Raw genomic sequence first — 24,164 nt, forward strand, 5'->3', positions numbered from 1 at the left:
CCCGGAGGCCTTTTTCTTTGGCTCAAACTTCGTCATCCCGGCCGTAGCGTAGCGGAGAGCCGGGACCCAGGGGCCACCGCAGTGCGCCGGCGTCCGTCTGGGGAAAAGGTTGCGCACAACGCCCGGTCCCCTGGGTCCCGGATAAGCCCTGCGGGCTTTCCGGGATGACGCATGTGGGGCAGGCGAGGGGCGGCAGAGCCTGGCCTACTTCACCACCCCGCATGCGCTGCGCGCGCCGGCGCCGCCGATCGGCTGGCTGGTGTGGTCGTCGGGGCTGGCGTGGATGACGATGGCCGAGCCGTCGGCGTCCAGCAGGGCGGGGCGGCCGCCCGCGCCCTTCAGCGACACCAGGGGCGAGAACACCTCGGTCACCGCCACGCCGTCGGCGGCGGCGTAGAGGTTGGGCAGGTCGCCGTTGTCGTTGCCGTTCGGGTTCAGCAGGCCGTGGACCACCGTGGTGGTCGTGTGCACGTGAGCGCCGGCCGACTTGAAGTCGGGCGTGCCGCAGTCGCCCTTCTCGTGGAAGTGCAGGCCGTGCCAGCCGGGCGTCAGGCCCTTGGCCTCGATCTTCAGCAGCACGCCGTGCGGAGCTTCGGTGATCGTCCCGGTTCCGATGGTCTTGCCGTCGGCGCCCTTGATCTCGGCGGTCGCGACAGCGGGCGCATCGGCGGCCGAGGCCGTGGTGGCGGCCGCGAGGCCGGCGGCGAGGAAGAGGGCGGTCAGACGCATGAAACTGCTCCGGTTCGCTTAGGAACGTTGGGGCGGCGAAGGTGGCGCCGTCCGTGTCAGAATGCTAACTGTTTCCGACTGTTCCGTGTTCGATTCTGACGGCGAAAAATCCCCTTGAGCGACGATCAAAACACTCTGCCTCCCGAAGGGCCGCGCGGAGACATCGCCCCGATCAACATCGAGGACGAACTGCGCCGTTCGTACCTCGACTACGCGATGAGCGTCATCGTCAGCCGCGCCCTTCCGGACGCGCGCGACGGCCTCAAGCCGGTGCACCGCCGGGTGCTGTTCTCGATGCACGAGCAGGGCCAGACGCCCGAGCGCCCGTACGTCAAGTCGGCCCGCGTCGTCGGTGACGTCATGGGTAAGTATCACCCGCACGGCGACGCCTCGATCTACTTCACCCTGGTGCGCATGACGCAGTCGTTCTCGATGGGCCTGGTGCTCATCGACGGCCAGGGCAACTTCGGCTCGGTCGACGGCGATATGCCCGCCGCCATGCGATACACCGAGTGCCGCATGGCGCCGCCGGCCATGTCGCTGCTGGCCGACCTCGACAAGAACACGGTCGACTTCGCCGACAACTACGACGGCAAGGAGCAGGAACCCACCGTCCTGCCGTCGCGGATCCCCAACCTGCTGGTCAACGGCGCGGGCGGCATCGCCGTCGGCATGGCCACCAACATTCCGCCGCACAATCTGGGCGAAGTCATCGACGCCTGCCTGCTGCTGATCGACGAGCCCGAGGTCACCACCGACCAACTGCTCGACCTCGTGCCCGGTCCGGACTTCCCGACCGGCGGCGAGATCATCGGCCGCTCGCCGCCGCGCAACGCGCTGCTCACCGGCCGCGGCTCGGTCGTGATGCGCGGCGTGGCCAGCGTCGACGAGATCCGCACCGGCCGCGAAGCCATCATCATCACCGAGATCCCGTATCAGGTGAACAAGGCCAACCTCGTCGAGCACATCGCCGAGCTGGTCCGCGACAAGAAGATCGAGGGCGTCGCCGACATCCGCGACGAGTCCAACCGCGACGGCATGCGCATCGTGGTCGAGCTCAAGCGCGACGCCTCGGGCGAGGTGATCCTCAACCAGCTCTATCGCTTCACGGCGCTGCAAAGCTCGTTCGGCGTCAACATGCTGGCCCTGAACCGCGGCCGTCCCGAGCAGATGGGCCTGCGCAAGCTCCTGGAAGTGTTCGTCGAGTTCCGCGAGGAAGTCGTTGTCCGCCGCACCAAGTTCGAGCTGGGCAAGGCCCGCGACCGCGGCCACGTGCTGGTCGGCCTGGCCATCGCGGTGGCCAATATCGACGAGTTCATCCACATCATCCGCTCGTCCAAGGACCCGGCCGAGGCGCGCGAGCGCCTGGTGGCCAAGGCCTGGCCGATGGGCGATATGCTGCCCCTGGTCGAGCTGATCGCCGACCCGCGCTCGGTGCAGGAAGACGGCGGCTTCATCCGCCTGACCGACGAGCAGGCGCGCGCCATCCTGGCCCTGACCCTGTCGCGCCTGACCGGCCTTGGCCGTGACGAGATCGGCAACGAGGCCGAGGCCCTCGCCGAAGCCATCCGCGGCTATCTCGAGCTGCTCTCCGACCGCGCCAACATCATGGCCGTGGTCCGCGAAGAGTTGGTCGAGGTGAAGGACAAGTTCGCCATCCCGCGCCGCAGCCAGATCGTCGACGGCGACGCCGACGTGGAAGACGAGGACCTGATCGTCCGCGAGGACATGGTGATCACCGTCACCATGGGCGGCTACGTCAAGCGCACCCCGCTGGCCAACTACCGCACCCAGCACCGGGGCGGCAAAGGCAAGTCCGGCATGGCCACCAAGGACGAGGACGCCGTCACCCGCGTGTTCTCGGCCTCGACCCACGCGCCCCTGCTGTTCTTCACCTCGGGCGGCAAGGTCTACAAGATGAAGGTGTGGCGCCTGCCGCTGGGCGCCGCCAATTCGCGCGGCAAGGCGTTCGTCAACCTGCTGCCGATCGAGCCGGGCGAGACCATCACCTCGATCCTGACCCTGCCCGAGGACGAGGCCACCTGGGACGGCCTGGACGTGATGTTCGCCACCCGCTCGGGCAGCGTGCGTCGCAACAAGCTGAGCGACTTCGTCGACGTCCGCCGCAACGGCAAGATCGCCATGAAGCTGGACGAAGGCGACGGCATCGTCGGCGTCGCGGTCTGCAACGGCGACCAGGACGTGCTGCTGACCACGGCGGCCGGCCGCTGCATCCGCTTCTCGGTCGACGAGGTGCGGGTGTTCGCCAGCCGTGATTCCACCGGCGTTCGCGGCGTGAAGCTGGCTTCGGGCGACACCGTCATCTCGATGGCCGTGCTGCGCAGCGTCGACGCCACCCCGGCCGAGCGCGCCGCCTATCTCAAGCACCAGCGCGCCTTGCTGCGCGCGGCCAACGGCGAGGAGGGCGAGGAAGCCCCGGCGCCGGAGGAGACCGACGAAGAGGCCGGCGAGGCCAGCCTGACGGTCGAGCGCATCGCCGAACTGGGCGCGGCCGAAGAGATCATCCTGACGATCTCGTCGGAAGGCTACGGCAAGCGCACCAGCGCCTATGATTTCCGTCGCACCGGCCGCGGCGGCCAGGGCCTGGCGGCCCAGGACCTGTCCAAGCGCGGCGGCAAGCTGGTGGGCTCGTTCCCCGTCGACGAGAGCGATCAAATCCTGCTGGTGACCGACGCTGGTCAGCTGATACGGTGCCCCGTCGCGCAAATTCGTGTTGCAGCGCGGAATACTCAGGGCGTAACCGTCTTCCGCACGGCGGCCGACGAGCATGTCGTGAGCGTCGAACGTCTGGCCGAGGCCGGCGGCGACGAAGGACAGGACGACGCAAGCGGGGCGGATGAGACCCCGTAAGTCTGGAAACGCAGGGGGTTTCATGCGCATCGGTCTCTATCCCGGGACGTTCGACCCGGTCACCAACGGCCACCTCGACATCATCGGTCGGGCGGTGAAGCTGGTTGATCGGCTGGTCATCGGGGTAGCCGTGAACATCGGCAAGAACCCCCTGTTCTCGCTCGACGAGCGGGTCGCCATGCTGCAGCGCGAGACCGCCCACCTGGGCGGCGCCGTGATCGACGTCCGGCCGTTCGACAGCCTGCTGATCCACTTCGCCCGCGAGGTCGGCGCCCAGATGATCGTCCGCGGCCTGCGGGCCGTGGCCGACTTCGAGTACGAATTCCAGATGACCGCGATGAACCAGCAGATGGATCGCGAGATCGAGACCGTCTTCCTGATGGCCGACCCGCGCCACCAGGCCATCGCCTCCAAGCTGGTCAAGGAAATCGCCTCGCTCGACGGCGAAGTCGGCAAGTTCGTCAGCCCGGGCGTCGCCACCGACCTGATCGCCAAGATCAAGGCCCGCTGACCTCAAGGTCCTCCCCTTAGGGGGGCGGCCCGAAGGGGCGGAGAGGGCGCCGCGATCTCAACCCCGAAGGAACCTCCCCCGTGGGGGAGGCGGCCGAAGGCCGGTGGGGGGAAGTTCTCAGCTTGCGGGGCGCTGGCCGTTTTCCTCCAACTCCCCCCACCGATCGCTGCGCGATCGCCTTCCCCTTCAGGGGAGGTTCGCCGATCAAGACCCTCCCCTGAAGGGGGAGGTGGCCCGAAGGGCCGGAGGGGGAAGTTCCTGATGAGGTCTGTTCAGCCCCAGCGCAGCAATCCCTTTCCCCCTCAGTCGGCTTCGCCGACAGCTCCCCCTTCAGGGGGAGCGTATTGGACGGAGGGCCGGAGGGGGCCAGCGCCGGCGCCGCAACACCCGCAACCAGGAAGGGTTCGGTGTCGCGATCGCCCACAAGTCGTCGAAATCATCGACGACGCTTGTGGTTCCGCTCCGCCCGTTCTACGCGGGGCGACGAGATCTGTTCGGGGAAATCCATGAAGTCTGCGTTCCGCGCTCTCGGCGTCGCCGCCCTGGCGCTCGTTTCGGCCTCGGCCGCCTCTGCTCAAGTCGCCGCCCAGGGCGGCGAATGGCGTACGCCCGACCCCGAGAACGTCCTGGTCGTCGAGACCAACAAGGGCCGCATCGTCGCCGAGCTGGTGCCCGAGGCCGCGCCCGGCCACGTCGAGCGCGTGCGCGAGCTGGCCCGCGCCGGCTTCTACGACGGCCTGACCTTCTTCCGCGTCATCGACAGCTTCATGGCCCAGACGGGCGACCCGAAGAACGACGGCACCGGCGGTTCGGACAAGCCCGACCTGACGGCCGAGTTCACCTTCCGCCGCCCCGGCTCGGGCGGCTCGTTCACGCCGACCGGCAAGATCGGCTCGCTGGAGACCGGCTTCGTCGGCCCGCTGGCCGTGACCAGCCAGTCCTCGATGCTGGCGGCGATGACGGCCGACGGCAAGGTGCAGACCTGGGCCAACTTCTGCCCCGGCGTGCTGGGCATGGCCCGCGCCGGCGACCCCAACAGCGCCAACAGCCAGTTCTTCTTCATGCGCCAGCACTACCCGTCGCTGGAGAAGGTCTACACCGGCTTTGGCCGCGTGCTGTCGGGCCTGGATGTGGTGCGCGCCATCAAGGCCGGCGAGCCGGTTCCCGATCCGCAGGACAAGATGCTGAGCGTGAAGGTCCTGGCCGACATCCCGGCCGACAAGCGCCCGACCGTGCAGGTGATGGACACCCGCAGCGCCGCCTTCGTCGAACTGGTCAAGAAGAAGCAGGCCGAGCTTGGCGCCGGCTACAACATCTGCGACGTGGAAGTACCCGCGAAGGTCAGCAAGTAAGCCGAGGTCGACTGAATGCGCCTGCCGATCGTCTCCGCCGTCGCTCTCCTGGCCGCCGCGGCGGTCGTTCCGGCGGCGCAGGCCGCCCCAAAGGGAAAGCGAGCCAAGGCCGCCGCCGTGGCAGCGCCCGCCGGCCCGCGCGAGACCGACTGGCGCACGCCGGCGCCCGAGACGGTGATGGTCATCGACAGCACCAAGGGCCGGATCCTCGTCGAGCTGGTCCCCGAGGTCGCGCCCGCCCACGTGGCGCGCCTGCAGGAGCTGACCCGCGAAGGCGTCTACGACCGGCGCACCTTCTTCCGGGTCATCGACCGCTTCATGGCCCAGACCGGCGACCCGGAAGACACCGGCCAGGGCGCCAGCGACAAGCCCAACCTGAAGGCCGAGTTCACCTTCCGCCGCGACCAGGCCCTGCCGCTCGTGGTCGCCGCCTCGCCGGCCGGCACGGAAGTGGGCCTCCTGAAGTCGCTGCCCGTGGTCAGCCAGGCCCTGAGCTGGAGCAGCATGACCAGCGACAAGAAGGTCGCCGCCTGGGGGACCTATTGCCCCGGCGTGCTGGGCATGGCCCGCGACGACGCGCCCGACAGCGCCAACAGCCAGTTCTTCCTGATGCGCCAGCCGTACCCGTCGCTGGACAAACGCTACACCGCCTTTGGCCGGGTGATCTCAGGCCTGGAGGTGGTGCGGGCCATCAAGACCGGCGAGCCGGTGCCCGACCCGCAGGACGAGATGACCAAGGTCCGCCTGCTGTCGGACATCCCGCAGGCCGAACGGCCCAAGGTGCGGGTGATCGACCCGAACAGCCCGTGGTTCCGCAACCAGATCGCCGCCGTGCGGCGGGCCAAGGGCGCGGATTTTTCGGTCTGCGACCTGGAAGTCCCCGTCAGCGTTCAGTGACGGCGGTTCACAGCCGCTTTGCGGCGGGCTAAAGAGCGCCAGACTCAATTCTCCCGGCGGGCTCGGCTCGCCAAACCCCGTACCGAAGGGACGACCATGTCGGCTGACCTCGAAAACACCCTGATCCTGACGCTCGAGACCGGTCCGGTCACCATCAAGCTGCGTCCCGACCTGGCTCCGGGCCACGTCGAGCGGATCAAGGAACTGGTCCGCGAGGGCTTCTATGATGGCGTGGTGTTCCACCGCGTGATCCCGGGCTTCATGGCCCAGGGCGGCGACCCGACCGGCACCGGCCGCGGCGGTTCGTCCAAGCCCGACCTGAAGGCCGAGTTCTCGGCCGAGCCGCACGTCCGCGGCGTCTGCTCGATGGCCCGCACGCCCGATCCGAACTCGGCCAACAGCCAGTTCTTCATCTGCTTCGACGACGCCACCTTCCTCGACAAGCAGTACACCGTCTGGGGCGTGGTCACCGACGGCATGGACCACGTCGACAGCCTGCCCAAGGGCGAGCCGCCGCGCGCGCCGGGCAAGATCGTCAGCGCCAAGATCGCCGCCGACGCCTAAGTCCAGGAAAGGGCCCCTCCGGAAACGGAGGGGCCCTTTTTCCTTGGAGACCGCATGACCGCTCGCCCCGAGCCGCCACGCCAGGCCTATCTGGAGCCGCACCGGCGCTATCACACGCTGGTCCACATCGAGGACTGCCTGGCCAGGCTGGCGGCGACGCCGGGCCTGGACGATCGCGAGCGCGGCCTGCTGGTCCAGGCGATCTGGTGGCACGATGCGGTCTACGATCCGCTTCGTCCCGACAACGAGGCCCGCAGCGCCGACCTGGCCCGCCAGGCCCTGGCCGCGGCCGGAGCGCCCGAGGCCGACATCGCCGAGGTCGAGCGCCTGATCCTGCTGACCAAGGGCCACACGGTCGAGGCCGGCGATCGGCTGGGGGCGCTGATGGTCTCGATCGACCTGTCGATCCTGGGCGCCGAGCCCGCCGCCTACGCCGCCTACGCCCAGGCCATCCGCGAGGAGTACGCGGCCGTGCCGGACGAGGTCTATCGCGCCGGCCGGGCGCGGGTGCTGGAGGCCTTCCTGACCGCGCCGACGCTGTTTCCCGATCCAGCCTTCGCCCAGGCGCTGGACGCTCCGGCGCGCCGCAACCTGGCCGCCGAGATCGACAGCCTCAGGACCGCTTGAGCGTGATCACCACCGGCCGGTGATCCGAGCCCAGGTGCGGGCCGCGCCGCACCGAGACCGTCTTCCACTGCCGGCCCGCATAGACGTGGTCGATCGGCATCAGCGGGAAGGGGGCCTTGACCAGCCGGATGAACGAGCCCGACGGCCAGGAGGGCAGGGCCAGGGTGCGGCGCTCCAGCCCGAACCGCTTGTCCTGCCGGCGCAGGCTCCACGACCAGGGCGTGGAGTTGAAGTCGCCGGCGACGATCATCGCCTTCTTGTCGAAGCCCTCCAGCATCGCGGCCAGGCGGCGGCTCTGGGCCTGCTGGGCGCCGGCCGGGATCGGCCAGACATAGTGCGTGGCGACCACCGTGAAGGGCCCCTTCGGATCGGCCAGAGTGGCCCAGGCGACCGACAGCGGCCGCTCGCGGTCATAGATCCCGCCCCGGGCGACCATGCGCTTCTTGCTGAAGATCCAGCTGTCGCACGGACGGTTCGTGCCGACGCAGGAGACGACGAAGGGATAGAGCCGGCGCAGGTGGCTGATCAGCGGCCAGGCCTCGCCGCCGCCTTCCTCGACGAACAGGATGTCGGGGTCCTCGGCCAGAACCCATTCCAGCGCCTGGCTGGGGTCGTCGTTCGAGGCCCAGACGTTGAACTGCATGACCTTCAGCGTCGCAGGGCCCGGATCGAGCTTGCGGGTCTGGGCCGCGATCAGCTCCGGGGCCATCAGGCCGCCGTGGGCCAGGATCGCCAGAGCGCCCATGGCCACGATCGCCCAGCGCTCGCCGCGGCGCGAGACGATCGCCCCCAGAAGCGCGCCGGCCAGGCCCAGGACCAGCCAGACCGGTGCGAAATGGTTGGCCACGTCCAGCCGATCGCTGAAGGCGCCGCCGAGGCCCGCCAGGCCCAGGGCCAGGGCCAGCAGGACCAGCGCCAGGGCCGTGCCGCGGAAGAACAGTCGGGCGAGGTGCAAGATCAGCTGCATGGCTCGCCCCTTAGCACGGCCAGGCGACGGTCGTGTAAGCCGGCGTCGGTTCGAAGGCCGCGGGAAGGGCGATTGCGCAGCCGCGCGGCGCCCATGCGGCCGCGCCGCGCCTTGACCTTGCGCCCCCTTCGTGGCCTTGAAGCCGGCCCATGCGCCTTTCCGACTTCGACTTCCATCTTCCCGACGACAGCATCGCCCTGCGCCCGGCCGAACCGCGCGACAGCGCGCGCTTCCTCGTCGTGCGCCCGGGGCAGGGCCTCGAGGACCGCATCGTCCGCGACCTGCCCGATTTCCTGCGTCCCGGCGACGCCTTGGTGTTCAACGACACCCGGGTGATCCCCGCGCGCCTGTCGGGCCTGCGCGAGGGCCGCACGACCGGCGGCGCGGACGGCACGCCCGTGGCCGTCGAGGCGACCCTGCACCGCCGCATCGCGCCCGACCGCTGGAGCGCCTTCATGCGCCCGGGCAAGCGGCTGAAGGCCGGCGACCGCGTGGCCTTCGCCGCCGAGGGCGCCGAGGAGCGCCTGGACGCCACCGTCGTCGAGAAGCACGAGGGCGGCGAGGTGGTTCTGGCCTTCGACCTGTCCGGGCCCGAGCTCGACGTCGGCATCGCCCGGCACGGCATGATGCCGCTGCCGCCCTATATCGCCGCCAAGCGGGCCGAGGACGACCGCGACCGCGCCGACTACCAGACCGTCTACGCCCGCGAGGACGGCTCGGTGGCCGCGCCGACGGCGGGCCTGCACTTCACTCCGCAGCTGCTGGAGGCGCTGAAGGCCAAGGGCGTTTCCCTGCACTTCGTGACCCTGCACGTCGGCGCGGGCACCTTCCTGCCGGTGAAGACCGACGAGGTCTCCGAGCACAAGATGCACGCCGAGTTCGGCGAGGTCACCGCCCAGACCGCCGACGCCCTCAACGCCGTGCACGCGGCCGGCGGCCGCATCGTGTGCGTGGGCACCACGTCCCTGCGTCTGATCGAGAGCGCCACGGGCGAGGACGGCGTGGTGCGGCCGTTCGCCGACGAGACGGCGATCTTCATCACGCCGGGCTACCGCTTCCGGGCGGTCGACGTGCTGATGACCAACTTCCACCTGCCCAAGTCGACCCTGTTCATGCTGGTCAGCGCGTTCGCCGGCCGCAAGACGATGCGCGAGGCCTACGAGCACGCCATATCGACGGGCTACCGCTTCTATTCCTATGGCGACGGCTCGCTGCTGTTCCGCGCCGAAACCGAGACCGTCTAGATGGCCGCTTTCCCCTTCGAGATCAAAGCCACTGACGGCAAGGCCCGCACGGGCGTGCTGAAGACCCCGCGCGGCGACATCCGCACGCCGGCCTTCATGCCGGTGGGCACGGCCGCGACGGTGAAGGCCCTGACGGTCGACCAGGTCAAGGACACGGGCGCCGACATCATCCTGGGCAACACCTATCACCTGATGCTGCGGCCGACGGCCGAGCGGGTGAAGCGCCTGGGCGGGCTGCACAAGTTCATGCGCTGGGACAAGCCGATCCTGACCGACAGCGGCGGCTTCCAGGTGATGAGCCTGTCGGGGATCAGCAAGGTCACCGAAGAGGCCGTCACCTTCGCGAGCCACATCGACGGGACCAAGCACGTGCTTTCCCCCGAGCGGTCGATGGAGATCCAGGCCGACCTGCTGGGTAGCGATATCGTCATGCAACTGGACGAATGCGTGGCCTGGCCGGCGGAAGAGAAGAGGGCGCGCGAGGGCATGGAGCTGTCGGCGCGCTGGGGCCTGCGCTCCAAGACCGCGTTCGGCACGCGCGATACGCAGGCCTTGTTCGGCATCCAGCAGGGCTCGACCTTCGAGAACCTGCGCCGCGAGTCGTCCGAGCGCCTGCAGGAGATCGGCTTCGACGGCTACGCCATCGGCGGCCTGGCGGTCGGCGAGGGGCACGAGGCGATGTGCGAGGTGCTGGACTACGCGCCGGGCCTCTTGCCCGCCGACCGGCCGCGCTACCTGATGGGCGTGGGCAAGCCGATCGACCTGGTGGAAGCCGTCTATCGCGGCGTCGACATGTTCGACTGCGTGCTGCCGACCCGCTCGGGCCGCCACGGCCAGGCCTGGACCTGGGATGGGGCGATCAACATCAAGAACGCCCGCTTCGCCGAGGACGAGAGCCCTCTGGACGAGACCAGCGACTGCCCGGCCAGCCGCGACTATTCCAAGGCCTATCTGCGCCACCTGTTCAAGGCCGAGGAGATCCTGGGGCAGGTGCTGCTGTCGTGGCACAACATCGCCTTCTTCCAGGCCCTGACGGCGGCGATGCGGGATGCGATCGCGCAGGGGCGGTTCGAACAGTTCCGCCGGGATTTCGCGGCCCGGCAGAAGGGCTAGGCTCGCCGTCGGCGAGACCCCCTCCGGTCCTCCGGACCACCTCCCCCAGAGGGGGAGGATCTTGGCTGGCGCCTTGCGTCCTTCGAGGCCCGCTGCGCGGGCGCCTCAGGATGAGGAAGTCAAGCTCCTCATCCTGAGGTGCGAGCCGAAGGCGAGCCTCGAAGGACGCACGGCTTCTCAGCCTCTCGTGGAAACCACGGAAGTTGATGGAGAGGGCGCGGGGCGTCCGGGCCTCGCCCGGATGTGTGAGTTCTAGGTACCGTTTCGACGAAGCTGGAACGCCCCGCGCGATCGTTGTTCCTCAGGCCGGGGCGCGCAGGCCTCTTCCGCCTTTTACCCCTTCCCCATGCAGTGCGCCCCGTTTCTTGGCGGCCAGGCGTGCATGGCGGCGCGGACCCTTGGGCGGGCGGGAGCCTAGTCAGGCAAGCCCCCGATGGACGGGTTTACGTCCCCCATCCTCATTTATGCCTTCAGGCCCGGCTCACGCCGCGCCTTCAGCCCCGCTCGATCGCATCACCGCCGCACGCTTCGGGCCGGATCCTTGCGCCCTCTCCCTGCGACGGGACACGTTGATTATGCGGCGGGATTCACCGCGTCTGATTGGGGAGGCTGAGAAAGTTGCAAGTGGTTGATCACGTTCAGGACTTTTCGCTGAACGCCGGGGACCCACGCTGCTCTATCCCCATAACCAGGAACCTCCCCCGGGGGGGGCAAAACAAAAAGGCCGCCTGGAGCGATCCAGGCGGCCTTTCCGTGTTCAGGAACCTAGAAGGCTCAGAACGTCCAGCGGACGCCGGTCGACAGGACCGTGGCGTGGCCGGTGGCCAGGCCGTTCAGGGTCACCGACGAACCGGTGGCCGTGGCGTCGGTGCGGTGGATCTCGGAATCGTCGAACGAGATGTAGGTCGCGGCGATGTCGAGGTTCAGGTTCGGCTTGGCGGCCCAGGTGGCGCCGACGGCGTAGAGCATGCGGTCGCCGTCCGGAACGCGGGCGGTGCGGCCTTCGTCCGGGGTCGGGGTCGGGTCCTTCTGGACGCCGCCGCGCAGGGTCAGGCGCGGGGTCAGCTGGTGATCGACGCCAAGGGCCACCGTGGTGATGTCCTTGTAGTCCTGCTCGCTGACCGAGCCGCCGCCGGCGAAGGTGACGCGGATGGCGTCGAACTCGCTCCAGCCGACGCGGCTGACCTGGGCGTTCAGGGTGGTCTTCGGGGTCACGGCCCAGCGGGCGCCGAGGCTGGCCATCCACGGGGTGGTGATGGTGGCTTCACCAGCGACCGTGCGGTTGGCCGTGGTCGGCAGCGGGGCCAGGATGCCCGAGACCGCCACGTCGCCCTTCAGGGTGTGCTCGGTCTTCGAACGGTAGCTGGCGCCGAAGGTCAGGGCCGGGGTGGCGTGGAACTGGGCGCCCACGGTCCAGCCGTAGCCCCAGCCGTCGCCGGTCAGTTCCTGGCGGCCGTCGGCCTGCAGCGGCGAGGCGTTCGGCAGGGCGTTCGACAGTTCGGCGTCGGCGTAGACGCCGCTGATGCCCACGCCCAGGTCGAGCTTGTCGTTGACGCGGTAGGCCAGGGTGGCCTGCAGGTCGGCCGTGGTCAGGCGCGACTTGATGGCGTCGTAGCGAGCCCAGCTGTTGGCTTCGTACTCGGTGGTGAAGTTGTACGGCGCGGCCATCGACAGGCCGACGACGATCTTGTCGTTCAGGCGCCAGGCGCCGGCGAAGTTGGGCACCACGCCGTCATTGATGACGTCGGTGGCCGTGCCCGTGCCGCCCACCGGGGTGGTGATCGGAACCGGACGGGTGATGGTGGAGCCCTTGTTGGCGACCTTGGAGTTCACCAGCACGGCGTGCAGGCCGCCGTAGACTTCGGCGTGCTCGACGCCGGCGATGGCGGCGGGGTTCCACCACAGGCTGGCGGCGCCGCTGTCGGCGACTTCGCCCGAATAGGCGCGGCCGGCGCCGCGGGCCGATTGTTCCTGCAGATAGAAGCCCGAGGCGGAGGCTTGCGAAGCGGCGGCGAGGGCGGCGAGGGCCGCACCGGCGGCGAGGACTTTACGCGAGAGAGCCATGTGACTGACAGACCTTCTTGGGGAGGTTAGGTCCATCCAACACCTTGCGATGCTGGAGGTTGCCGCCGGCTCTAACGCACTTTTTCAAAAACCGTTGCTATTTATTCGCGTAACGGTGAATTTTGTTCTCGGCGTCAAAGAAATCGTGCCTTTTTAGCCTCTATTCATTCAGCGTTATGTCAAAACGCGAGGCTTCCCTTAGGTAAAGACTTGTATTCGCCTCAATTCTCGCAGGTGCAGATTTTTGTAATTTACGTCAATTGTGGCGATCGCGGGCGCGGATGTTCCGGCGCCCGCGACCTTTGGATCAGCCGCCGGCCAACTTGCGGAAGAACTTCTGGCCCTGCTCGCCGCCGTTGAAATAGGCCTGCTGGCCGGGCTCGGCGGTGATGGCCTCCCAGCTGTCGCGAACCTCTTCGGCCGACAGGCCGCCTTCGCCCAGATAGACGCCCTCGGTCTCGAAGATCCGGGCCAGGGCGAAGACGCCGGCCCCGGCGGTCAGGATCGCGCCGGTGGGGGCGTCTTCCGACACCAGGTAGACGACGCCGGGGGTGACGTATTCGGGGTTCAGCTTGGCCAGGATCTCGGGCGGCATCAGGCCCTCGGTCATGCGGGTGGCCGCGACCGGGCTGATGGCGTTGATCTTGACGTTGTTCTTGGCGCCTTCGAGCTTCAGCGTGTTCATCAGGCCCAGCACCGCCATCTTGGCCGCGCCGTAGTTGGACTGGCCGAAGTTGCCGTACATGCCCGACGACGAGGTGGTGACGACGATGCGGCCGTAGTTCTGGGCCTTCATGATGTCCCACACGGCCTTGATCGGCTTGAAGGTGCCGAAGACGTGCACCTGCATGACCGCCTCGAAGTCGGCCAGCTCCATCTTGCTCAGGGTCTTGTCGCGCAGGATGCCGGCGTTGGCGACGAGGATGTCGATGCGGCCCCAGGTGTCGATGGTGGTCTTGACCAGGTCGGCGACGCCGGCGTCGTCGGTCACCGAGGCGCCGTGGGCGATCGCCTGACCGCCGAAGGCCTCGATCTCGGCCACCACGGCCTTGGCCGCGTCGGACGAGCCGCCCGAGCCGTCGACGCTGCCGCCCAGGTCGTTGACCACCACCTTGGCGCCGCGACGGGCCAGTTCCAGGGCGTGCTGGCGGCCGAGGCCCCCGCCCGCGCCCGTGACGATGGCCACCTGACCGTCGAAGCGAATGTCGTCCGCCATGCCCGTAGATCTCCCTCAAACGCGCGTTTGGTTTGACGCGTTTGTGCGACCGGGAGGAGGGGGCGTCAAGGGCGGGAAGGGGTGTGGGGCGGGAAGGGGAGGCGGGGCCTCCCCTCGGCCGCGATCAGGTCTTGGGCGGATCGGCGGCCTGCGGGCCGGTGCGCTTGGCGCCGGCGACCTGGCCAGGCTTCATGAACTTCACCAGCACGCGCTGGCCGATCAGGAAGGGGGTGTCGTCGGCGCTGACCACCACCTCGACCACGCGGGCGTCGGTGCGCTCGGAAGGATCGTCCGACTGCAGCTTGCGGGCCCCGAACACGGCGGCGCGGCGCAGGACCTTGCCGGTGTAGGTCTTCTTCTGGTCGGCCTCGGGGATGATCTCGACCGACTGGCCGATGGCGACGAACGGAATGGCCGACTCGCTGATCTCGGCGCGGACGATGCGGGCCGTGGCCGGCTCGAGGTCGAACATCGAGGTGACGTTCAGGGTCGAGGCGCCCGAGCCCGGATTGGCGTAGCGGCGGGCGATGCGGCCGTCGGCCGGGGCGCGGATGACCGTCAGTTCCTGGTTGTAGCGGGCCTGGTTCAGCTGGGCGGCGAAGGTGGCCACCATGGCGCGCTGGGCCTCGAGCTCGGCGTCGGCGCCGGCGATGGCGTCGCGGGCCTGGTCGAGGCGCTGGCCGGCCACGAAGTTCGAGGCGGTCAGGCCCTGCAGGCGGGTGAACTCGCGCTGGGCGGTGGCCTTGCGCACCTCCAGCACGCGGATCTGGGCGCGGGCCTGGGCGAGGTTGGCCGCGGCGGTCTCGGCGGCCAGGCGGACGTCGTCGTCCTCCTGCTTGGCCAGCGGCTGGCCCTTGCGGACGGTGTCGCCCTCCTGGACGTAGACCTCGCTGACGATGCCCTGGCGGCGGGCGGCGACCGAGATCACCCCGCCCTCGACGTCGGCCTTGCCGTCGGCGACGGCGCCGTACGGGGTGGCGGGCGTGGCGGCGGCGACCTTGGCGGCCTCGACCTTCTTGGCCTTGGCCTGGCCGCTGTACCAGACGCCTCCGCCCAGGATGGCGAGGGCGCCGACGGAGATCAGCCAGAAGCGGCGGCGACGGAACAGGGCGGGCATCTCAGGCTCCGATGAGAGGACGGTCGGCCGCGGCGGGCGCGGGCTGCGACGTGACGCGGCGGTCGTCGAGGATGCGGCCGTCCTCGATGTGGATGACGCGGTCGGCGAAGGATTCCATGCGGTGGTCGTGGGTCACGCAGATCACGGCCGCCCCATGCTCCTTGGCCGCCCGCTGCAGCAGGCGGGTGACGATCTGGCCGTTCTCGCCGTCGAGGGCCGAGGTCGGCTCGTCGGCGAACAGCAGGCGGGGCTGCTTGGCCAGGGCGCGGGCGATGGCCACGCGCTGTTTCTCGCCGCCCGACAGCTCGGACGGGCGCTGGTTGACCCGGTGGCCCAGGCCCACCTCGTCGAGCGCGACCATGGCCATGCGCCTGGCCTCGGCCACGTCGTAGCCCTGGTACTTCAGCACGGTGGTGACCTGCTGCAGGGCGGTGAGGGCGGGGAACAGGTTGAAGCCCTGGAAGATGAAGCCGCAGTTGTCGAGGCGGAACTTGTCGATCCGGCCGGACGGCAGCGACCAGATCTCCTGGCCCATGGCCTTGACCCGGCCCTCGTCGGGCCGCAGCAGGCCCGAAAGGCAGGCCACCAGGGTCGACTTGCCCGAGCCCGACGGGCCCATGACCATGGTCACGTCGCCGTGCAGGGCGTCGAAGTCGACCGATTTGAGCACCTCGATATAGGTGCGGCCGGTCTTGAAGCGCTTCTGCAGGCCCTTGGCGACGATCGCCGTCTTGCCCATCGAAGACTGGTCCGGGACGAGGGGGGAGGGGGATTGGCTCATCGCAGCAGATCCGCCGGTTGGCTCTTCTTGAGGATGCCCAGGGCCAGCAGGCCCGAGACGATGGCGATCAGCATCAGGAACCCGGCCGAGGCGATCACCATGGGGATCGGGAAGCTCATCGGCAGGCCGCCCATCTTGGCCAGCTGCGCGACGGCGCCGACCAGCACGGCGGTGGCCGCCAGGCCCGCGACGCCGGTCCAGAAGCCCAGCTCGATGACGATCATCCGTAGCGAGCCCATCGACACGCCCAGCGCCCGCAGGGAGGCGAACTCCTTGATGTTGGCCAGGATCGCGCCGCGCAGGGTCTGGGAGGTGATGCCCACGCCGATCAACAGGCCCAGGAACACCGAGAAGCCCAGCATGATGCCGATGAAGCTCTCCTTCATCATCGCGCCGTCGTTGGCTTCCGACAGCTCGGCCCGGGTCCAGGCGCGATAGGCCTTGTCGGAGGTGGCGTTCAGCTGGTCGCGGACGATCTCGGCGCGGGCCGGATCGCGGATGCGCACCATCAGCGGGCCGACGCGGCTGCCGGTCGAGGCCTGGCCCAGCAGGCGCAGGGTGTCGCGCGAGACCACGATGGTCGGCTGCATCATGTTCGGATAGCCGTCGAGGATGTAGCGGACATAGACCGTCTTGCCGTTGATGGCGGCGCGGTCGCCCAGCTTCTGGATGCCCAGCTTGGCCATGCCCGTGCGGTCGATCGCGACCGAATAGGGCTCCAGCAGCGCTACGCGGATATTCTCGTTGTAGTCGCGCGGCCAGGTCACCGCGTCGCTGCGGGTGTCGACCGCCGAGGTCTGGATCCACTCGCGCACGCGCTTCTTGCCGGGGGGCGGATCGTTGGTCCAAAGGCCGCCGCCGCCGTCGAGGTCGGCGACCTCGACCACCTCGGGGTGCATGTACATCTGGGCCATGACCCGGCGCGGCAGTCCGTTGCCGCCGTTCATCAGGCTTTCGGCCTTGGGACCCAGCACCATGATGTCGGCCGGCGAGCGGTCGATGGTGGCGGTGAAGGCCTTGCCGATGCCGGTGAACATGCCGACCTGGGCGAGCACCAGCAGGCCCGAGAAGGCCAGCGCGATGATCGCCGCCAGGTATCGCCGCCATTCGTACAACAGTGTGGCCAACGCCAGCGACATGCCGACACGCTCCCCCAATCAACGGTTGCACAAGAGCAGCGCAGACCCGCTTAGGCCAAGTTAAATCGGGGTAAGACGGAACTCTTCGACGGAATGTGATCGCGGCGCACGTTTGTTGCGTCGAGAGCCCGACCGCCGAAACGGCCGTGGCGAAACAGGGGTGGCTCTGCCGGCCTGGCTTGGCTATGGCTGTTACATTGTACGCCACGACGGCGTTGCGCCGTGCAAGGACGACTCATGAAGACTTTGACGCTGGCCGCCTCGGCCCTGGTTCTCTCGTTCGCCGCCGCCGGCGCGGCCCAGGCCGACGAGGGCATGTGGACCTTCGACAACTTCCCCTCGGCCAAGGTCAAGCAGACCTACGGCGTCGACATCGACCAGAAGTGGCTCGACACCGTGCGCGCCTCGGCCGTGCGCCTGACGACGGGCTGCTCGGCCTCGGTGGTCTCCAAGCAGGGCCTTGTGCTGACCAACAACCACTGCGTGGCCGACTGCACCCAGGCGCTGTCGAGCGAAGGCAAGGACTACGTCAAGGACGGCTTCCTGACCGGCGCGCGCGAAGAGGAACTGAAGTGCGCGGGCATGCAGGCCGAGGTGCTGCTGTCGATCACCGACGTCACCGACCAGGTCAAGGCCGCCGGCGCGGGCAAGACCGGCCAGGACTTCGTCAAGGCGCGCGACGCGTCCTTCGCCACCGCCGAACTGGCCGCCTGCGGCCAGGACAAGACCCTGCGCTGCCAGACCATCAGCTTCTACCGCGGCGGCCAGTACAAGGTTTACAAGTACCGCCGCTACGCCGACGTGCGCCTGGTGTTCGCGCCGGAATACGCCACGGCCTTCTTCGGCGGCGATCCGGACAACTTCAACTTCCCGCGCTTCAACCTCGATAGCGCCTTCCTGCGCCTGTACGAGGACGGCAAGCCGGCCGTGACCCCCAACCACCTGACCTGGCGCGCGACCGCTCCGGTCGAGGGCGAGCCGACCTTCGTGGCCGGCAACCCGGGCACCACCCAGCGCCAGCTGACCGTCTCGCAGCTGGAGACCAACCGCGATCTGGTCATCCCGATCGGCCAGCTGCAGCGCTCGGAGATGCGCGGCCGCCTGATCCAGTTCGGCGAGCAGTCCGAAGAGAACAAGCGCATCGCCAACCAGCCGCTGGCCGGGGTCGAGAACAGCTACAAGGTGTTCTTCGGCCAGCAGTTCGTGCTGAACGACAAGACGTTCATGGACGCCAAGCGCGCCGCCGAGACCGACCTGAAGACCAAGGTGGCGGCCGATCCGAAGCTGTCGGCCGAGATCGGCGACCCGTGGGCCGAGATCGACAAGGCCCAGCTGGCCGTGGCCGACCAGTTCGTGCCGATGCGCCAGCTGGAAAGCGCCGCCGGCGGCGGTTCGGACCTCTACGGCTACGCCCGCACCCTGGTGCGCGGCGCCCAGGAACGCGCCAAGCCGGCGGCCGAGCGCCTGCCGGAATATGCCGACACCCGCCTGCCGCTGCTGGAAAAGCGCCTGCTGGACGTGCGTCCGGTCGATGCGCCGCTGGAGCGCCTCTATCTCGAGCACTGGCTGCTGAAGACCCGCGAGTACCTGACCGCCGACGCCCCGGCCGTGAAGCTGCTGCTGGGCAAGGAAAGCCCCGAGGGTCTGTCGGCCCGTCTGGTCGCCGGCAGCAAGCTGGCCGACCCGGCCGTGCGCAAGGCGCTGTGGGACGGGGGGCTGGCCGCCATCCAGGCCTCGGACGATCCGATGATCCAGTTCGTGCTGAAGACCGAAGGCCAGGGCCGTGAGCTGCGCAAGGCCTATGAGGCCAGCGTCACCGCCCCGACCGACGCGGCGGCCGAGCGCATCGCCAAGGCCCGCTTCGCGGTGCTGGGCGACAGCGTCTATCCGGACGCCACCTTCTCCTTGCGCCTGTCGTACGGCAAGGTCGCCGGCTGGACCCATCGCGGCCGCACGATCACCCCGTTCACCGACTTCGCCGGCTTCTACGACCGCGTCACCGGCGCCGAGCCCTTCGAGGCCGCCCCGCGCTGGATCGCCGCCAAGGACAAGTTGAACCTCAAGACGGTCTACGACTACGTCACCACCAACGACATCATCGGCGGCAATTCCGGCTCGCCGGTGATCGACGCCAAGGGCCGGGTGATCGGCGCGGCCTTCGACGGCAACATCCACTCGCTGGGCGGCGCCTTCGGCTATGACGGCTCGATCAACCGCACCGTCGTGGTCTCGACTGCCGCCATCACCGAGGCGCTGACCAAGGTCTATGGCCGCGACGCCCTGGTGAAGGAACTGGCCGGGAAGTGATCCTTTCCCTCGTCCCTCTCCCCTTGAGGGAGAGGGTGGTCCCCGCGAAAGCGGGGATCGGGTGAGGGGTCTCTCAAAAGCAAGACGCCGCGACAGCCGATCCGCTGTCGCGGCGTTTTTCGTTAGCGCGACCCCTCATCCGTCGGCCTGCGGCCGCCACCTTCTCCCGCAAGGGGAGAAGGACTGGAGAAGCTCGCATTTCAGCGCCGTAACATCCCGAAATGTGGAATGTTTTTCGCTGGATCCGGCGTGCGCCCAGGGCAAGGGCGCGCGTAACGCCCGCGCCTTGATGCGCATCACCGGTTCCAGGAGACATCGCCTTGAGCGTTTCCAGCCTGAGCAGCACCTCGATCATGCAGCAATTGCTGCAGTCGATGCGCGGCTCCCAGACGACGTCGGCGGCCAGCGCCGCCTCGTCATCCAGCGGCGCGTCCGCTGGGCAACAAATGCAGGTCGGCAGCGGCGAGCCGCCGCCGCCGCCTCCGCCGCCCATGAGCTCGCAGGGCTCGAGCGGCGAGAATTTCAGCTCTGAAACCCTGGGCTCGCTGCTTTCGATGCAGGAAGGCGGCATGCCGGGCATGGGCGGTCCCCAGGGCATGGGCGGCGGGCAGGGGATCTTCGAGAGCCTCGACACCGACGCCGACGGCGCGCTTTCGACCGACGAATTGACCTCGGCCCTGACCAACGCGCTCGGCGAGTCGGACGACGTCTCCTCGGCGGTCAGCAGCCTGATTTCGGACGGCGACAGCGATGGCGACGGGGTGCTGACCGGCGGCGAGTTCGCGGCCCTGGCCCAGGCCTCGGGCGGCCCCGGCGGCCCGGGCGGAATGGGCGGTCCGCCGCCCGGACCTCCGCCGTCGGGCGGTGGTGAAGGCGGCGCCGGCGGGGCCGGCGGAGGCGGCGGCGTCAGCCAGGTGTTCGACAGCCTCGACACCAACCAGGACGGCACGATCTCGGCCGCCGAACTGGCCGCGGCCAACACCGACAGCACCGATGCGGCCAGCGCCGCCTCCGACCTGATCTCGGCGGCGGACACGGACGGCGACGGGGGCCTGTCGGGCCAGGAGTTCGCGGACATGCTGAAGCAGGCCTCGGATTCCGCCGACACGACCTCGACCCTCGCCAGCACGCTGTCGAGCTCGTCCCTGGCGTCCGACATGATGCAGAAGCTGCTGCAGCAACTGGCCGACGCCGCCACGAGCAGCGCCGCCAGCGGGGAGGGCGTCAGCTCGGCCTCGTCGGTGAGCATCGCGGCGTAGGGATAATGGCTGCGGAGCAAGGGCTTTGCGGCCATTTCCCCATCCACCGCTCAGATCGTCATCCCGGATAGGCGCTTGGCTTCGGCCGGGATGACGAGCTTGAGGCGTGCTTCAGGTGAGCGGCCAACTGTTCGCCGAACGAGCACGCGCCCCCGCGACGCCGAAGGTTAAGCAAGCCGCTTGCGCCCGGCGCGCTTGTGTTGGACAAACTGGCCCCTTGGTCGGCGTCGCGGGGGCGTCGCTTCACAATTCAAGGTTCTGCCGTCTTGCTTTTCCGTCCTGAGAACGTTCAGGCCCTCGCGGGTCTGGCGCTCACCCTGGGCCTCTGCTGGCTCGTCTCCGAAAACCGCAAGCGCTTCCCGTGGGTGCTGGCCATCGGCGCCCTGATCATCCAGGTCGGCCTGGTGGTGCTGCTGTTCGGCCTGCCGCAGGCCCAGCAGATGCTGCGCGGCGTCAACGGCGCGGTCGAGGGCCTCGGCGCCTCCACCCAGGCCGGCACGGCGTTCGTGTTCGGCTTCCTGGCCGGCGGCGACCAGCCCTATCCGGTCAGCAACCCGGGCGCGGGCTTCATCTTCGCCTTCCGCGTGATGCCGGTGATCCTGGTGGTCTGCGCCCTGTCGGCGCTGCTGTGGCACTGGAAGATCCTGAAGTGGGCCGCCCAGGGCTTCGGCTTCGTGTTCCAGAAGACGCTGGGCCTGCGCGGCCCGCCGGCCCTGGCCACCGCCGCCACCATCTTCATGGGCCAGATCGAAGGCCCGATCTTCATCCGCGCCTATCTCGACAAGCTCTCCCGCTCGGAACTCTTCATGCTGATCACGGTCGGCATGGCCTGCGTGTCCGGCTCGACCATGGTGGCCTACGCCACCATCCTGGCCGACGTGCTGCCCAACGCCGCCGCCCACGTGCTGACCGCCTCGATCATCTCGGCCCCGGCCGGCGTGCTGCTGGCCCGCATCGTGGTGCCGTCGGATCCGATGGAAAAGGGCGGCGACCTGGACCTGGCCGCCGAGGACAAGACCTACGGCAGCTCAATCGACGCCGTCATGAAGGGCACCACCGACGGCCTGCAGATCGCGTTGAACGTCGGCGCGACCCTGATCGTCTTCGTGGCGCTCGCCACCATGCTCGACAAGTTCCTGGCCATGCTGCCGGCCATCGGCGGCCAGCCGCTGAGCCTGACCCGCGGCCTGGGCGTGATCTTCTCGCCGCTGGCCTGGTCGATGGGCATCCCCTGGAAGGAAGCCGGCAGCGCCGGCGGCCTCCTGGGCACCAAGCTGATCCTCACCGAGTTCACCGCCTTCATCCAGATGGCCAAGACCGGCGCGGCCAGCCTCGACGAGCGCTCGCGGATGATCATGACCTACGCCCTGTGCGGCTTCGCCAACATCGGCTCGGTGGGCATGAACGTCGCCGGCTTCTCGGTGCTGGTGCCCCAGCGTCGCCAGGAAGTGCTGAGCCTGGTGTGGAAGGCGATGATGGCCGGTTTCCTGGCCACCTGCCTGACCGGCTCGCTGATCGGCCTGATGCCGCGGGTGCTGTTCGGGCTGTAAGGCCCTTTCCTTCCGCAGCGAAAACCAACGATCCTCCCGGCCAAAACCGGGAGGATTTTTCGTTGAAGCTCTATGACAGCCGGCGTGCGCCCAATCCCCGGCGGGTGCGGTGGTTCATGGCCGAGAAGGGGATCGAGGACGTCGAGATCGTCGAGGTCGACATCTTCACGGGTCAGCACCGCACGCCCGACTACCTGGCCAGGACGGGGCTGCCCAACGTGCCCGCCCTGGAGATGGACGACGGGACCACGATCACCGAGTCGGTGGCCATCTGCCGCTATCTGGAAAGCGTCTATCCCGAGCCCAACCTGTTCGGCGTCGACCCGCGCGAGGTCGCGGTGATCGAGATGTGGGCCAGGCGCGCCGAGATGCTGGTGGCCACGCCGCTGATGCTGACCGTGCGCCACAGCCATCCGGCCCTGGCGGCGATCGAGACCCAGATCCCGGAAGTGGCCGCCAGCAACCGCGCGTCCGCCGAGAAGGGGGTGAAGGTGCTGGACCGCAGGCTGGCGGAGAGCCCGTTCATCGCCGGCGACCGGGTGACCATCGCCGACATCCTGGCCGTGACGGGCATCGACTTCGCGCGGATGGCCAGGTTCCGGCCCGATCCGGAGCTGGTGCACGTCAAGCGCTGGCTGGACGAGATGAACGCCCGGCCGGCGGCGAAGGCGGGGGTTTAGGGGAGGGGCGCATCCCAGGTTCGTCATCCCGGCCGAAGCGAAGCGCAGAGCCGGGACCCAGGGGCGGCCGCACCGCATCGGCCGGCGCCGGGGCGGAGGATCTACCTGCAGCGCCCAGTCCCCTGGGTCCCGGATAAGCGCTACGCGCTTTCCGGGATGACGACCGTTGGTTGGGAGCCGATGAACAGCCCCCAGCCCCGCTTGGCTCGCTCGGCGCATCTGGCATAACCTCGTTCCATGGCCGTCTCGCTGTTCACCCATGCCGACATGCTCGACCACCGGCCGGGTCCCGGGCACGTGGAGAGTCCCGCGCGGCTGCAGGCGGTGATCGACGCGCTGGAGGACGAGGCGGGCCTCGATCTCGAGCCCTTAGAGGCGCCGATGGTCGATCCGGCCGACCTGCGGCGCGTGCATCCGGCCGCGTTCGTCGATTCGATCTTCGCCGCCGCGCCGCACGCGGGGATCCATGCGCTGGACCCCGATACGGTGCTGTCGACCGGCAGCCTGGCCGCCGCGCGTCGCGCCGCAGGAGCGGTTGTCGCGGCCGTGCGGCAGGTGGCGGCGGGGCAGGGCAGGCGGGCCTTCTGCGCGGTGCGGCCGCCGGGGCATCACGCCGAGCCGGCCATCGCCATGGGCTTTTGCGTGTTCTCCAACGTCGCGATCGCCGCCCGCGTGGCCCAGGCCAGCGGCCTCTCGCGCGTGGCCATCGTCGATTTCGACGTCCATCACGGCAACGGCAGCCAGGCCGCGTTCGAGAACGACCCGACGGTGATGGTGGCCTCGATCCACCAGTCGCCGCTCTATCCCGGCACCGGCGATCCGTCGGAAACGGGCGTCGGCAACATCGTCAACGCCACGCTGGCGCCCGGCGCGCCGCGCGAATCCTGGCGGCGGGCGTTCGAGGGGCTGATGGAGCGAGTCGACGCTTTTGCTCCGGACCTCGTGCTGGTCTCGGCCGGATTCGACGCCCACGAGCGCGATCCGCTGGCCTCGCAAAGCCTTCGCAGCGAGGACTTCGCCTGGGCCACAAGGGCGATCGTGTCGGTGGCCGACCATCGGGCCAGAGGGCGTATTGTCTCCTCGCTCGAGGGCGGGTACGACCTCGAAGCGCTCGGCCGTTCGGCCAAGGCGCATGTCAGAGCGCTTCAGGAAGGATGAGGCCCGGTCCCGCGTCAG

The 24,164-nt window shown here is 69.0% G+C and carries 20 protein-coding genes and 2 pseudogenes; 15 read left to right on the plus strand and 7 right to left on the minus strand.

Features of this window, described 5'->3' with window-relative positions:
• Window positions 1-33 precede the first annotated feature (33 nt).
• A pseudogene (locus tag G5B46_RS24225) lies at window positions 34-145 on the plus strand (hypothetical protein); the annotation flags it as partial.
• A gap of 59 nt (window positions 146-204) precedes the next feature.
• Here the strand turns inward: G5B46_RS24225 and G5B46_RS20955 are convergent.
• Window positions 205-729: a superoxide dismutase family protein gene (locus tag G5B46_RS20955; protein WP_165262091.1), complete on the minus strand. Its 525-nt coding sequence runs from the start codon at window positions 727-729 to the stop codon at window positions 205-207.
• Window positions 730-843: 114 nt separating this feature from the next.
• Here G5B46_RS20955 and gyrA point away from each other — a divergent pair, with 114 nt between their 5' ends.
• From gyrA to G5B46_RS20985, 6 genes are all read left to right on the plus strand, one after another.
• Window positions 844-3,600, plus strand: coding sequence for a DNA gyrase subunit A (gyrA, locus tag G5B46_RS20960; protein WP_165262093.1), 2,757 nt, complete (start codon window positions 844-846; stop codon window positions 3,598-3,600).
• 22 nt (window positions 3,601-3,622) lie between these two features.
• On the plus strand, window positions 3,623-4,111 hold the full coding sequence (gene coaD, locus G5B46_RS20965; protein WP_165262095.1) for a pantetheine-phosphate adenylyltransferase: 489 nt from the start codon (window positions 3,623-3,625) through the stop codon (window positions 4,109-4,111).
• Window positions 4,112-4,617: 506 nt separating this feature from the next.
• Window positions 4,618-5,463 (plus strand): peptidylprolyl isomerase, encoded by an 846-nt coding sequence (locus G5B46_RS20970; RefSeq protein WP_165262097.1) that lies wholly within the window; start codon window positions 4,618-4,620, stop codon window positions 5,461-5,463.
• A gap of 15 nt (window positions 5,464-5,478) precedes the next feature.
• Window positions 5,479-6,360: a peptidylprolyl isomerase gene (locus G5B46_RS20975; RefSeq protein WP_165262099.1), complete on the plus strand. Its 882-nt coding sequence runs from the start codon at window positions 5,479-5,481 to the stop codon at window positions 6,358-6,360.
• A gap of 96 nt (window positions 6,361-6,456) precedes the next feature.
• Window positions 6,457-6,924 carry a peptidylprolyl isomerase gene (locus tag G5B46_RS20980; protein ID WP_165262101.1) on the plus strand — a complete coding sequence of 156 codons (468 nt, stop codon included), beginning with the start codon at window positions 6,457-6,459 and terminating at the stop codon, window positions 6,922-6,924.
• 54 nt (window positions 6,925-6,978) lie between these two features.
• Window positions 6,979-7,551 carry a phosphohydrolase gene (locus tag G5B46_RS20985; RefSeq protein WP_165262103.1) on the plus strand — a complete coding sequence of 191 codons (573 nt, stop codon included), beginning with the start codon at window positions 6,979-6,981 and terminating at the stop codon, window positions 7,549-7,551.
• Here the strand turns inward: G5B46_RS20985 and G5B46_RS20990 are convergent.
• Window positions 7,538-8,518: an endonuclease/exonuclease/phosphatase family protein gene (locus G5B46_RS20990; RefSeq protein WP_165262105.1), complete on the minus strand. Its 981-nt coding sequence runs from the start codon at window positions 8,516-8,518 to the stop codon at window positions 7,538-7,540. The genes G5B46_RS20985 and G5B46_RS20990 overlap by 14 nt on opposite strands.
• A gap of 149 nt (window positions 8,519-8,667) precedes the next feature.
• Between G5B46_RS20990 and queA the strand changes: the two genes are divergently transcribed.
• Both queA and tgt read left to right on the plus strand, forming a co-directional pair.
• Window positions 8,668-9,762, plus strand: coding sequence for a tRNA preQ1(34) S-adenosylmethionine ribosyltransferase-isomerase QueA (gene queA / locus G5B46_RS20995; protein ID WP_165262107.1), 1,095 nt, complete (start codon window positions 8,668-8,670; stop codon window positions 9,760-9,762).
• Entirely contained in the window at window positions 9,763-10,875 is a 1,113-nt protein-coding gene (gene tgt, locus G5B46_RS21000; RefSeq protein WP_165262109.1) for a tRNA guanosine(34) transglycosylase Tgt, read from the plus strand. It abuts the gene before it with no gap.
• A 774-nt stretch (window positions 10,876-11,649) separates the two neighbouring features.
• On the opposite strand, the gene G5B46_RS21005 is transcribed toward tgt, so the two are convergent.
• The 5 genes from G5B46_RS21005 to G5B46_RS21025 all read right to left on the minus strand — a co-directional run bounded on the left by G5B46_RS21005 (window position 11,650) and on the right by G5B46_RS21025 (window position 17,192).
• Window positions 11,650-12,939: an outer membrane protein transport protein gene (locus G5B46_RS21005; RefSeq protein ID WP_165262111.1), complete on the minus strand. Its 1,290-nt coding sequence runs from the start codon at window positions 12,937-12,939 to the stop codon at window positions 11,650-11,652.
• A 307-nt stretch (window positions 12,940-13,246) separates the two neighbouring features.
• On the minus strand, window positions 13,247-14,155 hold the full coding sequence (locus G5B46_RS21010) for an SDR family NAD(P)-dependent oxidoreductase (RefSeq protein ID WP_165262113.1): 909 nt from the start codon (window positions 14,153-14,155) through the stop codon (window positions 13,247-13,249).
• Window positions 14,156-14,279: 124 nt separating this feature from the next.
• The gene (locus G5B46_RS21015; RefSeq protein WP_165262115.1) at window positions 14,280-15,272 is read right to left on the minus strand and encodes an HlyD family efflux transporter periplasmic adaptor subunit; all 993 of its coding nucleotides are present in this window, start codon (window positions 15,270-15,272) and stop codon (window positions 14,280-14,282) included.
• A 1-nt stretch (window position 15,273) separates the two neighbouring features.
• A complete protein-coding gene (locus G5B46_RS21020; RefSeq protein WP_240903594.1) occupies window positions 15,274-16,011 on the minus strand; it encodes an ABC transporter ATP-binding protein in 738 nt (245 codons plus the stop codon).
• Window positions 16,012-16,049: 38 nt separating this feature from the next.
• A complete protein-coding gene (locus tag G5B46_RS21025) occupies window positions 16,050-17,192 on the minus strand; it encodes an FtsX-like permease family protein (protein WP_165262119.1) in 1,143 nt (380 codons plus the stop codon).
• Between the two features lie 237 nt (window positions 17,193-17,429).
• Here G5B46_RS21025 and G5B46_RS21030 point away from each other — a divergent pair, with 237 nt between their 5' ends.
• The 6 genes and pseudogenes from G5B46_RS21030 to G5B46_RS21055 all read left to right on the plus strand — a co-directional run bounded on the left by G5B46_RS21030 (window position 17,430) and on the right by G5B46_RS21055 (window position 24,146).
• Window positions 17,430-19,499: a S46 family peptidase gene (locus G5B46_RS21030; protein WP_165262121.1), complete on the plus strand. Its 2,070-nt coding sequence runs from the start codon at window positions 17,430-17,432 to the stop codon at window positions 19,497-19,499.
• 320 nt (window positions 19,500-19,819) lie between these two features.
• Complete coding sequence (locus tag G5B46_RS24770) at window positions 19,820-20,758, plus strand: EF-hand domain-containing protein (protein WP_165262123.1); 939 nt, start codon at window positions 19,820-19,822, stop codon at window positions 20,756-20,758.
• A gap of 266 nt (window positions 20,759-21,024) precedes the next feature.
• Window positions 21,025-22,308, plus strand: coding sequence for a nucleoside transporter C-terminal domain-containing protein (locus G5B46_RS21040; protein WP_165262125.1), 1,284 nt, complete (start codon window positions 21,025-21,027; stop codon window positions 22,306-22,308).
• Between the two features lie 62 nt (window positions 22,309-22,370).
• Window positions 22,371-22,988: a glutathione S-transferase gene (locus G5B46_RS21045; protein ID WP_165262127.1), complete on the plus strand. Its 618-nt coding sequence runs from the start codon at window positions 22,371-22,373 to the stop codon at window positions 22,986-22,988.
• Window positions 22,989-23,012: 24 nt separating this feature from the next.
• A pseudogene (locus tag G5B46_RS21050) lies at window positions 23,013-23,125 on the plus strand (hypothetical protein); the annotation flags it as partial.
• Window positions 23,126-23,225: 100 nt separating this feature from the next.
• Complete coding sequence (locus G5B46_RS21055) at window positions 23,226-24,146, plus strand: histone deacetylase family protein (protein WP_165262129.1); 921 nt, start codon at window positions 23,226-23,228, stop codon at window positions 24,144-24,146.
• Window positions 24,147-24,164: the final 18 nt, after the last annotated feature.

Source organism: Caulobacter sp. 602-2 (assembly GCF_011043625.1).
Classification (GTDB): Bacteria; Pseudomonadota; Alphaproteobacteria; order Caulobacterales; family Caulobacteraceae; genus Caulobacter.